The following is a 13,105-nucleotide window of genomic DNA, read 5'->3' as shown; positions in this document are numbered from 1 at the left end:
ATCGGCGGTCAGATCGCGTCGCACCTTCGAAAAACACTGGGTGAAATTTGCTGCTTCCTATATAGAATGCGGTATGATCCCCGCTCAGAATGTGCCACTTGCAGTGCCCGCTGGTCGACCGGGAACAGCACAGCAACGGGTATGCATTGTCACGTTGGACGAGGAATTTGTTGAGATATTTCGGGCTGAACTGCAGCCCTGGGTCGAGATCGTCGCCCGCGAAACCTACGAGGATCTGGCGCGTTGGACGCGGGAAAAGCAGGTTTCCGCGGTCGTTATCGACATCGATACGCACGGTGAAGACTCGTTAGGCGGCCTTGCGGTTGTCACCGAATTGCGACGGCTCAATAGTGATTTCACTCTCATCTCCATGAGTCGCGCTCGTGCCCGCTCGGTCGAGAAGCAGGCGCTGACCGCCGGAGCCGATGCGCACTTCCGTACTCCGGTGGACGTGGCAGAACTGCGCATGACGCTCCTCGACTCACTTCGTCGCCATAACGACGAGGCTGAACGCGAGCGATCGCGCCAGCAGGTGATGGATGCCAGCAGGTTCCAGGATTTCATTGGCGTAAGCGAACCGATGCGGCTCGTGTATGACGCAATCCAGCAGATTGCGGCAAGCAACATCAACGTCCTCATTCGCGGCGAAAGCGGGACCGGCAAGGAACTCGCTGCCCGCGCCATCGTCGCCCTTAGTCGACGAGCTAACAAGCCGTTCATTCGGCTCAACTGTGCGGCACTCCCCGAGAACCTCATCGAATCAGAACTCTTCGGCAGCGAACGCGGGGCTTTCACCGGTGCCACCGAATCCCGTCCCGGACACATCGAGATGGCCGACGGCGGCACTCTCTTTCTGGATGAGATCGCGACCCTCACCCTGCCCCTGCAAACCAAGCTGCTCCGCGTTCTCGAAGATCACCACGTGCAGCGCCTGGGGGGACGATCGCTGCGGAAAATCGATTTCCGGCTGATCTGCGCCACCAATGAGCCCCTCGAAGAAATGGCGCGCACCGGCAAGTTCCGCGAAGATCTTTACTACCGCATTCACGTTATCCCCATTCAACTTCCTCCGCTCCGCGAGCGCTTTGGCGACATGCCCCTGCTCTGCGAATACTTCCTGCAAATTCATTGCTCGGCAAACGGAATCCCTCTGAAGCGTATAAGCGCCGATGCGCTGGCGGCACTCGAAGAACACACTTGGCCCGGCAATGTCCGCGAATTGGAAAACCTGATTCAACGGCTTATCGTCACTACACGGCACGAGGAGATTGTCCCGGCCGACCTGCCTCCCCGCGTCATCGAGCAGAGCCTTGCAGCGAGCGAGGCGATTCTTCTTCCAGACGGCGGTACAGACTTTGATGGTCAAGTCCGGCAGCTTGAAATTGCCTTGCTCACCACGGCCCTTCGTCGCGGAGAGGGAAGTAAGACGGCCGCAGCGCGCCTCCTTAAAGTCGACGTCCAGAAAATGAAGTACCTCTGCCGCAAATACTCCCTCTAACCCGCATGTGGTTAAAAATTCACCGGTGAAAGATTAATTTTTAAACCCGATACAACACTCTCTTGGCTAGAGCACAAGATTTCAATATTTATATAAGGCTAATTGTTACTTGGACTTATGGAAATATCCTGCGACAGGTTTAGTTTGGCATGCCGCTTGCAACCTAGGTCTACGTAAATCAGTTCAATTCCAATCCTGGGAGAATGACAATGGCAATCACGAAGAAATCTCTGATCGGCAACAGCACTTCCAAGTCTTCAACCAAAAAGTCGACCACCAAGGCCAGTGGCCCCGTCGCCGCAGCCAAGCTTGCAACCGCCTCCAACAAAGTGACCGCCATGCGAACCAGCATGAGAACCAGCATGAGAACCAGCAAGGCGCTCTACTAGGTTGAGTAGTTCGGAAAGGACATGCTACGGCTTCCCCAACACTGTCGCAGCTGTCACTTCCCAGGAGATTTGACGGCGACCAGCTCTTGAGCGGTCGCCGTTTTGGCCTAATCACCACACGTGGGCCTTCACTACGTTTGCAAGTGCACTTCCGATGCGGTCGGCTAGACTCCTTCGAACTCCGAAAATCATAGCCCTCCCCGCAAGACCGTACATCGGATTTCCTCCCGTCGCTGGCAGCTGAATCAGCGAGTTGTAAAAGACGGGAAGCTTGATGCCTTGGTATTTCTCAGTTGCAACCAGGCCGGCTGGGAGCGTACCCGGTTCCCCAGCCGGCGCTGGCATCTTCAACCGCAGCAGCGAAAACTGACCCGGTAGCGCAAGCGCCACCTCGGCATTGGAAGAGACCCGATTGAGCGCGGGTGCCGGCACGAAGACGCGAACCACTCTCGTTCCATCTGCGATGCGAAGCAGCGGTTGGCCGTAGCCCACATCCTCATCCAGCAGCAGCGCAGGATCTTCACTCACAACCGTGCCGTCGACAGGCGAAGTGAGTTCGAGCGACGATTGAGCCTCCTTGGCAAGACTAGTCATCCGCTGCGCGGCCACTTGTTGAGCCGCTGCGGTTCCAATGCTTTGCCCTTGAATCTGCGAATCAAACGTCTTATACCGAGCATTCTTTGTTTCTGCCAGCGCTGCGGAGCCCATTCCCGTTGCGATTGTGCTCGTCATGTGAAGCACCGCTTCCCCTGCATGAACCTTCTGGCCTTCCTGCACAAGAACACCATCAATGTGGCCCGGAACGGCCGCGCAGATTGTGTGAGATTCCAAAGGTTCAACAACGAAGAATGCGTCTTCCCGATCGCGCCATAGCGGAACAAACAGCAGGGCAACGACCCCGAGTGCCACAAACCAGTAGGCCGCACGCCACCGGAAACGTGATTTCATGTTCCGATCCCAGAACTCCCCCATCACGCGCCTCAGCGAGCGCAAACGGGAGCGATACAAAACAAAAGCAAGGGCCCCGGCCGGGAGAATAGCCAACTCCGCAAACCATCGTGACCCGAGTCGGTATGAGAATCGAACCACGAGAAAAAGCAGAATGTAGCTGTAAAGGCCGGATGCGATGCAGTAAATCGAGAAAAGGGCGACCCGGCGCCGCGGCACAATCGGGACCTCAACCGGCAGCCTCAGTACCTTAGCCTGCACCCACGCCGACAGGAATGCCGTGGATCGTTCTTTCAGATCAGGGATTTCGATGATCTCGGTCAGCAGATAATACCCATCCAGCTTGATCAGCGGGTTCAGATTGATGACTACGGCTGCGAATCCAGTCAGCAGAATGAACTCGTACATGGAACTGTGGAACCATCCCCCCGCGGGCGTCTGCAGCCAGAACATCATCGCAATCGCACATACCACCAGCTCAATCCAGATGCCGGCAATGATGGTTGCCAACCGCTGTATCTTCGTCCCGGAAACCCAACTCTCGGTTACATCCACAAAGAAGCAGGGCACAAGGTACAAGAACATCAGCCCCATGCTGTGCACCTGGCCGCCATAGTGCTTGCAGGTGAGCCCGTGTGCGCTTTCATGCAGAAAGCCGACAAACAGGATCAGAACCCAGAAACGCGCGAATTCGATAGCGCTCTTTTGTGCGAAGTTGAAGAACAATGCCGTATCCGGACCCATGGAATGCCAGTTGTTCACCACCACAACAGCTTCAAAAGCAAACAGAAGCACGGCCGTCAGAACGCACCATCGGCTGTAGATAAAGTTGCCTGCCCACCCATCGAGCCAGCCAAGATATCGATCTGGATCCCATGCGGAAAAACTGATGTGTGCGAAGTTGATCTTTGATTCTGCGCGCCGACTGCGCTGAGCCAGCAGTTTGTCACGCATGGCAAGGTTCTTTTCCTGGTGCGTCTCATAAAGCAGGCCGGTAGAATCCAACTGGTCGGCATACTCCCGAATTTGTTCTGCGCCAACAGCAGTGCCGGTCTTGGCTGAATAAATCTCTGCAACTTCTTCGTATGACCTCTGGCCATCGAATAAACCAGCAAGCTCCCACTGCGCTGGGCTAAAGCGGTAGTAGTTGTTCTTTCCCCGCTGCAGAACTCCGATCACGGGTTCGCCATCGAGGACAGTCTCGTGAGTCACCAGATCCGGATCGAGTTGAGGCGGCCGGCTGCGCGCCAGTCGCTCCTTCGGAATCTCCGGAAGTGCTGCATCGAGTGCTTCGACTAGATTCATGGCGCCAGCCGCACCTGCATGGTCATTCCCGGCTTGAGTTGCGGCGATGGCTGCACGACTCCGCCAATCACCTGGATGCTGCCGCTGGCCGGGTCCACAACGGGGCTTACCCGAACGATGCGTCCCCGCTGATGCAGTCCGGGATAATCAGCAGTCGTCATTTCCAGCGATTTCCCTTTTGTGAAGAATCCCATGGCTGTTTCGGGCACCGTGAATAGCACCTGCAATGGTGCCTCTGCCGTAATCCAGAAAAGTACATCTCCCGGTTTTACTTCTTGCGCAGGGCGCACGGAACTGCGTCCTACCACGCCCGCAAATGGAGCAACGATGCGTGACTGTTCCAGTTGTAGATTAGCTGTACTCAGATCGGCATCGGCGGCAGCGGCCTCTTCGCGGAAGCGCGCGACCTCAGCAATGGTTTCGTCCACACGATACTTCGCATGTTCCCAGTTTTCTTCGCTGATGATCTTTGCATCCCGCATGGCGTCCGCACGCCGCAGATCGGATTCGGCGGTTAGTTGCTCGGCTTGCCACTCCCGAAGCTGAGCCTGCGCCGACGCCATGCGCGCCTTCTGGGATACGCAGGCCGAGAGCAGGCTTCGATCGTCTAGCTGAGCAAGCAGCTGTCCTTTTTTCACGCGGTCGCCAATGCGCACATTGATGCTCACAATGCGACCGTTGCGTTCCGCCGCAATATCGGCTTGCTGTTCGGCAACCAGCGGCCCGCTGGTTATGAATGACTTTGGATCGGATGCCTCCGGAATCGTTGCATTCGAATTCTCAGGTGCGGCTTTCGGCGGTGGAATACTCACCGCAGCCGCAGTCGCGCTCGCGTCCACCGCCGCAGGATGCGAATCGCAGCCGGCACAGGCAAACGTGATCCCGGCTGCAGTGATCGCGGCAGTCTTGATCGCGATTGACCAATAGGAACGAGCCACGCAGGCCAAAGCACTTTTCATAACACCTACCACCCAATCCAGTTCCAGAGTGTTTGCCAGCCCCAAAGTGCCGGACGTCGCAGCAGAACATATCCAGCAGGTTTCCAGCCCAGAGAAATCTTCGCTCGCCCCGTCATTCCGGCACGCAAGCTTGCATCCGCATTCGAAAGCGGCACTTCCACCGTAAATGTGCGGTCGCCGTCCTCTGCTTTTGCCTCGGGACTTACCACCGACACCGTTCCACGCCACGTCCGTTGAGGATAACTGTCGAGCTTGATCGCAACATGTTCACCCGCACTCATCAGCAACGTGTCGCGCTCAGGAATAGAAATCTGCACCAGCGCTGAAGAGAGGTCCAGCACCTGTGCGAACGCATTGCCCGCATCCAGGTGCTTACCTGCCACGTTTTGCAGATCTGGCGTTACTACGATGCCATCAATGGGAGACCGCAGTTTCGCACCCTCAACGCGGGTGCGTGCACGCTCCATCTCCGCACGCAGGAATTCTGCCTGTTCCCGGTCGGCGCCCGATTGTGCGGCGCCGCGAGAAAGATCGTTCTGCATCACCAGCATCGCCTGCTGATACTTCGCTTCCGACGACGCAACATCGGCACGCCATTGCCAGTCGTTGATCGCGCCCAGAACCTCTCCGCTTGTCACGCGCTGCCCTTCGTGCGCATAGACCGCCGTAACATTGCCATCGAAGGGCGCGGCAATCGTGACCATGTGCTGCGGAGCCACCACCGCTTCTCCTGTCACCCGCATCGGCAATGGAAAAAACGAAAAGAACAGCACACACTCAAACAGAATGCCGATCGTCATCCACCGGCCCCTCCGACTGTTCAGAAGTGCCCGCTTCTTCCTGACCAGCGGCTCGATCAGGCTGATCAGCGGCACATCGCGATAGAGCAGGGCGTTACGAATCGCCACTGTGGCCTGCCCAGCCAGAATCTTGATCATCTCGATATGGGGAACATCGAGGAAGTCAGCGTTGCTGCTTTCGTAGGTCAGTACACCCACGCGACCCTGATCGTCGCTCAACGGTATGGCATAGAGCGCCCGAAATCCCGTGGCCGCGAAGTACTCTTGAACCGGTCCCGGAATCTCCTCCTGCTTTGCGTCGCCGGCACTATCAAGTTGGCGGATGTACACAAGCTCGGTTTCTGTCGCCAGCCAGCGCATCAGCTGGTTCAGCCGCTCCACGGTGATATCGCCAAGCGGCAGCGTCGCCATCCCCGATACGGCCTTCAGTTGCAGTTTGCCGCGCTGATCCAGCGCAATCGCGCACCGTTCGTAAGGCAGCACATGCTGAGGGCTGTTGGCGATGATCCCCAGCAGCCGCTCCAGACGCAGCGTTGACGTGATCTCGGTGCTCACGTCCACCAGCGCCTTCAGAATCTCCAGCTTTCGCTCCGCAAGCATCAGGCTCGCGTTCTTGAGCGCGCTCGAAATCGTCTCAGCCATCGACATCATCAGGAACTGGTCATCGTCGTCAAAAACCCCATCCTGCTTGTTGACGGCCTCAAGAACACCGACCTCCGCGTCGTCCTGCATCAGCGGAACCAGCAGAGCATTCGTCACCGGGGGAACATTTAATTCAGCATCGAGCCGGGAATTGCGCGCCACGAGCCGCTGATCATCGGCTTCGGCGATCAGCAGTCCTTCGCCCTCCTCGGCCATATCCGCTACATATCCCTCGCCGGCTGCTTGCGTCATCCCGACTTCAACCGTCGCGTCCTCTCCTTGCGTCGAAATCAGGCGCAGCGTATCTCCATCGAACATCCATAAGTGCATCGCCTGGCACGGCAGCATTGCCGCCGCTTTCTCCGGGACCAAGGCTGTCACCGCATCAAAGTCGAGAGTCGCATTCAGCGACTTCTCCAGGTCGTACAACTGCGACATCCGGTGCACGGAATCAAGCAGATCCTGCCGCTGCGACTCCCAATCTTCCGAAGCAATAATTGCCGGAGTCGCCAACTGGATAATCGGTGCAATAGCCTCCAGATCCTGCAGTCGCGGGGTTCCTGAAAAGAACAGAATCTCTACCGCTCCCGCCAGTTCCTCTCCCTGCAGAAGGGGTACGTAAGCAATCGATGAGACAGACCTCGAAATGTGCACATGGGAGTAGTCTTCACGCAGAATCTCAGCGCTCGGATAAATCAGGATCTCCGGGACTTCCAGCACCAGCGGTGCCATCAGCCGGTTTCCCGATTCGGTCGCCGATGGCTCCGGAGAAATGTCTCCAGCCAGGCCAATCACGTTCCAGGTAATTTCAGAGTCTTGCTGAATGAACCGGTGAACTGCGCAGGCACAGTTCGGCAGCTGCGTCACCACCGCCGAGGCGATAACCGATGCGCGTGAAACGGCATCCGGCGTAGAAAGAAGCATCACGCCAACTTCAAGAGCGGCATCATTCACTGGTGAGATCATCCGGTCCCGGCAGCTTCAGTAAAAGTTAGCTTGACAATGGGGGAAATGGTGTTAATTCTCAGGAGGTTGAGGCTTGGAGATTAGCAAGTATCAACTCTCAATGTAAAGAGAAATTTCGCTTGGAAGATAGGCTGACGTGGATCTCGACATTAAAGAATCTGGCGCTGTTTGTACGCTGAAACTAAAGGGAAGACTGACCAGTGGAGAGGCTGTCAGCCAGTTCGAAAACGCCTTCCAGCAGACCCTGGCAAGCGGGCACATCTTTCTCATCCTCGACCTTGAGGCGCTCCCTTACATCGACTCGTCGGGCATCGGTTCTTTGGTGAATGCTCTTCGTCAAGCCAATAAGGTTGGTGGCACGGTGAAACTCGTCAACCCGTCGCCGTTCGTCGCTAAGACTTTGAAGATGGTTGGCATTCTCCCGCTCTTCGGCGTTTACGAATCCGAGCCGGATGCAGTCGCCTCGTGCACAGCCTGAGTGATCCGGCTCTTGCCCAGGTGACTTAGCTCTCGTAGAACTGCCCCAGAGGTAGCGGATGGCTGAAGAGATAACCCTGGAACGAGTGGCAGCCAAGCTTCGCCAGAAACGCTCTTTGCTCTTCGGTTTCCACGCCTTCCGCAATCACCGACAATCCCATCGCTTTACCGAACGAAATAATCGCCTGCGCAATCGCCCCACTAATCGGATCCTTCAGAATGTCGTTCACGAACGCCCGATCAATCTTGATCTGGTCCAGCGGGAGACGCTTCAGATAAGCCATCGAAGAGTAACCCGTGCCGAAGTCCTCCAGCGAGAATCGGATGCCGTACGTCCTCAGCTTGTTCATCCGGGCGATCACGTCTTCAATGTTTTCCGCAAACATGGTCTCGCTCAGTTCAATCTTCAGGTTCTTGGGGTTGGCGCCGGTTCGGTCGAGTGCCGTCAGAACATGGTCAACAAATTTCGGCTGGCGGAACTCTCTCGCGCTTACATTGACGGCCACCGACAGATGCTCGCCCTCTTTGCGGCTGGCCCATGCAGCGATCTGCATGCAGGCGGTCTCCATTACCCAGCTGCCCATCGGAAAAATAAGCCCTGTCTCCTCCGCCAAAGGTACAAATTCTTGCGGCGACACCAGACCCCGCGTCGGATGGTTCCACCGGATAAGCGCTTCAGCGCCGGTCAGTAGGCCGCGGTCCAGCTGTGGCTGATAAAACAGCGAAAACTGATTCTCGCGGATGGCCGCCCTAAGGTCTCTTTCCATCGCCACGCGAGCATTGACGGATGCTTGTAGCGCCGGCGCAAAAAAGAACATCGCGTTTCGTCCCGCCGCCTTGGCTTGGTACATCGCAATATCAGCCTGCTGCAGCACCTCATTGGTGCTCTCGCTCTGATTGCCGAATACCGTAATGCCCATGCTCGATGTGGTGTGGCACTCGCGCCCTTCAAGCAAAAACGGCTGGTCGATGGCTGCCAGAATCTTGCCGCCGACCGTGCGTGCCTGGGCCGCCGCAATCTCCGCAATCTGGCTCAGATCTTCAAGAATGATGACGAATTCGTCTCCGCCGAGCCGGGCCACCGTATCCACTTCGCGCACGCAAGCGGCGATGCGTCGGCCGGTTTCCTGCAGCAACAGGTCGCCGATGTGGTGCCCGAGCGTATCGTTCAGCGATTTGAACCCATCCAGATCGACGAACAACAACGCATGCTTGCTGCCGCTCCGAATGCTGGAGATGAGCGCCTGGCGTAGCCGTTCCCACAGCAGCCGGCGATTCGGCAACCCCGTCAATGTGTCGTAAAACGCCAGGTTGCGAATCTTCTCTTCGTCTGCCTTGGCCGCCGACACGTCGCGGATATAAGAGATGACGCAGGATTCCCCGTCAAAATCAGCATATGAGGCCGAGAGCTGTCCCCAGAACACCTCGCCATTTCTCCGCCGTAACCGGACTTCCAAGTCGCGCGCTGCTGCATTGTCATGCAGCGCCTCCGCGATCTTGAAGGTGTCGCTCTCATCGGCCCAGATGTCCAGTTCCAGAGAAGTATGGCCTATCACTTCTTCCCGGCTAAATTGCAGAATGTTTAGCAGCGCCGGATTCGCTTCCACAATCCTGCCATCTTCGGCGCGGGCAATCAGCACTCCGTCCGGGCTGGTTTCGAAGGTAGTCCGATATCGGTCTTCCTTCACCTGCGTAGCCGGCTCGGCGAGCGCAACATTTGCACTCTCGACGCTCTTGCGGTCCTTGATGGCTTCTACGTGTGCCAGCAGGTGCGAAGGCCAGCCTTCCCGGTCTCTCAGGAGCGATACCGTCAACTTGCTCCAGGTCAGCGTACCGTCTTTGCGGATCAGCCGAATCTCCAGGCTCAATGCATCGCTGGCTCCGGTCCAAAGTTTCTGAAACGACGAAAGAGCCTGCGCTCCATCCTCATCCGGTGTGATTTCCTGCAGCATTAGGCCGCGTACTTCTTCACGCGGATAACCGATGATCTCGGCGAACTCCGCATTACAGCGAAGAATGTGTCCCTCGGGGGTAGCGTGAACAATGCCCACGGTCGCCTGCTCAAGGAAATTTCGGCTTTCTAAAGTAGGCTTATCGGACATTGAGGATTGCCGTTCTCGGTAGTTAACGTGCTCGAATTGTAAAGCTCGTGAACTTGTTTTCAATGACTTGACCCCAATTCGATAGAGGAAAAACCGAGCAAATCGTCACCTGCGGCGCGCACCACCGTAATCACGTACTCGCACCGATTAGCCATTCGTCAACGAACCGCCCGCAGTCAGAATCGTCGCCGAGAGGCGCCGCTCTCCACTTCGTTCCCGTGAGAGCCGGCAATGACCAGCCGGGCAATGCCAAACATGGTTCTCCCCAGCTGGCGTCCTGCAGTCGATGGGTTTGGATGGATTAAATATATAATACGTATGAATTTAACCGTCTTATCTGTTCGTCCGTTTGGCTGCACAATATCTGTACACTTTTTGTAACCAGCTTTGCACTTTTCCTGGATCGTAGAAAAACTTGGTTGTGACGAAAGATGTTCGCAAAGGGCACCGAAAACTCAATTCCGTGTGACCTTCAGGCATTTGCGTTGTACTCGGATTCCGGGATCGTTGAATGATATTTATGAACGAGCTATCTCCGTGTGGCTTCGCTCAGGGTGTAACAAACTGGGTGAAGTACCGAAGCGGCTCGAAGGCACTCTCTCTCGTATTACTTCTGTGTGTACCCTTTATCGGTGCACTCTGTTCCTCTGCCCAAAACAGCAAGCCGACAACTGTTACACCCCAAGTGCCCAAGGGGACGCACCCCTCCGATTTCAAAATTCCTCTGCTCACTGAACCACTTCGGCTAGCTGATTTCGTCGGAATGGAACCGAAGCCGGAATTCAAGGGCCAGCTGGTCAAAGTATCAGGTTTCGTTCAGAACACTCCCAACGACGGCGAGCCAGCTACGCAGCAAACCGATGTCTGGATGGCGCACACCAAGTCCGCAGTCTACTTTGTCTTCATCTGCCATGACGACCGACCTGCGGCAATTCGTGGTCACCTCGCTCGCCGTGAGAATATCAGCGGTGACGACACAGTCTCCGTGATTCTCGATCCCTTTGAGGACCGGCGTAAGGGCGTGCTCTTTTCCGTTAACCCAGTCGGCGTACAAGCGGACGCCGCATGGACTGATTCAGCCAGCCTCGACTACAACATCGATGCTGACTACAGCTACGACCAGGTTTGGGACTCCGATGCTCGCGTAACCGCTCACGGTTGGATGGCGCTGATCGCCATTCCGTTCCGCAGTCTCCGTTTTCGCTCCACCGCTTCCGACTGGGGCGTGGTCTTTCAGCGTACGCTGCCACGCAACAGCGAGGTCGATTTCTGGCCGCGCGTCGCCACCAGCGTCTCCGGCGTCCTGAGCCAGGAAGCCACCATGCACGGCATCGAAGGCGTCACCGGCTCCCACAACCTCCAGATCAATCCCTACGCCCTGGCCCAAAACGAACGCGAGCTCATCGCTCTCGATCCCCTCAACCCCTACTTCAGTTCCAGGGGCCTGGAAGGCACCGCCGGCGGCGAAGCCAAACTCATCGTCAAAGACAGCGTTGTGCTCGACGGAACCATCAATCCCGATTTCAGCGATGTTGAGTCCGATCAGCCGCAGTTCACCGTGAACCAGCGCTACTCGGTCTACTTTCCCGAACTCCGGCCCTTCTTTCTGGAAAACGCCAACTACTTCTCCACGCCGATCCTTCTCGTCTACACCCGCAACATTGTGCACCCCGAGTACGGCATTCGCTTGACCGGGAAGATCGGAGCCACCAATCTTGGCTTCTTCGCCATTGACGATCGTGCGCCCGGCGAAACCTACAATCCCGGCGACCCGCTCTACAAGCAGCGTGCAAAGTATCTTGTCGCCCGTGTCTCAGAGGATCTCGGAAAAAATTCAAGCGTCGGTCTCATTTACACCGACAAAGAATTCGGAGGCGGATGGAATCGCGTCGGTGGCCTCGACTTCACCGCGTATCTCAGCAAAAGCTGGACCGCGACCGGCCAGGTGGTTGAGACCTCCACAATGAGCCCCAACAACCCCGGAACCCCACAGTCCTATGCCGCAGGACCCGGCGGTTACTTTGATCTCCAACGAACCGGACACTCTTTCATCTTCGACAGCGTCAACAAGGACTACAGCACCGGTTTTCGATCCCAGGTCGGGTTCATCCCCACTACCAACCTCTATAGCGATCAAACCCACCTCACCTATCTGTGGTATCCGAAAAAGAAAGCGATTCAAAGTTTCGGCCTCGATTTATGGCAGCTCATCGCATGGGATCACCAGGGAAACCGCCTCTACCGCTACACCACGTTCTCCCCGTATATAACTCTTCCTCGCCAGTTGATCATTGCTCCACAGTTGGGTCAGAATTCCGACACCCTCGGTCCGCAAGACGGATATCCTCTCGCCCACAACGTCAACTTCACTGAGAACTTCGGCGGCATAGCGGCGCACGGCGCGCCTTTCACGCAGTTGAATTTCTACCTGACGGCACTCCGCGCAGGCAATGTGAACTACAACCCTCCACCGGGTGGTGTACCTTCACTCCTCAACGCCGATGAGGTCCAGCTCATCTTCACCTTTCAGCCCCTCCGTCAACTGACCGCAGATAATACATATCTGCTTGATCGCGATCACGCCGCTGCCAATGGTGCATTCGTATACGAGAGCCAGACCTTCAGAACAAAAGTCAACTTTCAGTTCACGCGCTCTTTTTCCGCACGCATCATCGCCCAATACGACTCAACGCTCGCAAACCCCGCGGAAACATCTCTGCAACGCACAAAACAGATTGGTACCCAGGCACTGTTCACATGGTTGCCGCATCCCGGGACCGTTCTCTATGTGGGCTATAACAACGATCTCCAGAATCTCGATCGGTCGCTCTGCAATCGCGGCCTCACCGGCGCTTGCGATCCCACCAATCCCGTGCCTCCCCGTTCAAACGAATACCTCAACGACGGGAAACAGTTCTTTGTAAAGTTCTCCTATCTCTTCCGCTTCTAGATCCAAATAGGCATACGTTACGATTGCAATCGTTGCATCATGCGACGAATCAGACTTCATTTCTTGCCG

Annotated in this window: 8 protein-coding genes; 4 read left to right on the top strand and 4 right to left on the bottom strand. The window is 56.4% G+C overall.

The window, feature by feature from the left end:
- The first annotated feature begins 73 nt into the window (after nt 1–73).
- Nucleotides 74–1,498: a sigma-54 dependent transcriptional regulator gene (locus P8935_RS00100; protein WP_348262974.1), complete on the top strand. Its 1,425-nt coding sequence runs from the start codon at nt 74–76 to the stop codon at nt 1,496–1,498.
- A gap of 209 nt (nt 1,499–1,707) precedes the next feature.
- The gene (locus tag P8935_RS00095; RefSeq protein WP_348262973.1) at nt 1,708–1,887 is read left to right on the top strand and encodes a hypothetical protein; all 180 of its coding nucleotides are present in this window, start codon (nt 1,708–1,710) and stop codon (nt 1,885–1,887) included.
- A gap of 111 nt (nt 1,888–1,998) precedes the next feature.
- On the opposite strand, the gene P8935_RS00090 is transcribed toward P8935_RS00095, so the two are convergent.
- From P8935_RS00090 to P8935_RS00080, 3 genes are read right to left on the bottom strand one after another with little or no spacing between them, the layout of a single operon-like run.
- Nucleotides 1,999–4,140: a hypothetical protein gene (locus tag P8935_RS00090; RefSeq protein ID WP_348262972.1), complete on the bottom strand. Its 2,142-nt coding sequence runs from the start codon at nt 4,138–4,140 to the stop codon at nt 1,999–2,001.
- A complete protein-coding gene (locus tag P8935_RS00085) occupies nt 4,137–5,099 on the bottom strand; it encodes an efflux RND transporter periplasmic adaptor subunit (RefSeq protein ID WP_348262971.1) in 963 nt (320 codons plus the stop codon). Before P8935_RS00085 ends, P8935_RS00090 begins: the two co-directional genes overlap by 4 nt.
- A 5-nt stretch (nt 5,100–5,104) precedes the next feature.
- Nucleotides 5,105–7,495, bottom strand: coding sequence for an efflux RND transporter periplasmic adaptor subunit (locus P8935_RS00080; protein WP_348262970.1), 2,391 nt, complete (start codon nt 7,493–7,495; stop codon nt 5,105–5,107).
- Between the two features lie 148 nt (nt 7,496–7,643).
- Here P8935_RS00080 and P8935_RS00075 point away from each other — a divergent pair, with 148 nt between their 5' ends.
- Nucleotides 7,644–7,985 (top strand): STAS domain-containing protein, encoded by a 342-nt coding sequence (locus P8935_RS00075; protein WP_348262969.1) that lies wholly within the window; start codon nt 7,644–7,646, stop codon nt 7,983–7,985.
- 25 nt (nt 7,986–8,010) lie between these two features.
- Here the strand turns inward: P8935_RS00075 and P8935_RS00070 are convergent, their stop codons facing one another.
- A complete protein-coding gene (locus P8935_RS00070) occupies nt 8,011–10,086 on the bottom strand; it encodes an EAL domain-containing protein (RefSeq protein WP_348262968.1) in 2,076 nt (691 codons plus the stop codon).
- A 763-nt stretch (nt 10,087–10,849) separates the two neighbouring features.
- Here P8935_RS00070 and P8935_RS00065 point away from each other — a divergent pair.
- Nucleotides 10,850–13,036 carry a carbohydrate binding family 9 domain-containing protein gene (locus tag P8935_RS00065; RefSeq protein ID WP_348262967.1) on the top strand — a complete coding sequence of 729 codons (2,187 nt, stop codon included), beginning with the start codon at nt 10,850–10,852 and terminating at the stop codon, nt 13,034–13,036.
- Nucleotides 13,037–13,105 lie beyond the last annotated feature (69 nt).

Origin of the sequence: Telmatobacter sp. DSM 110680 (genome assembly GCF_039994875.1) — a bacterium.
Lineage (GTDB): Bacteria > Acidobacteriota > Terriglobia > Terriglobales > Acidobacteriaceae > Telmatobacter.
The sequence above is the reverse complement of the archived record's forward strand: the minus strand, read 5'-3'. Positions and strand labels throughout refer to the sequence as shown.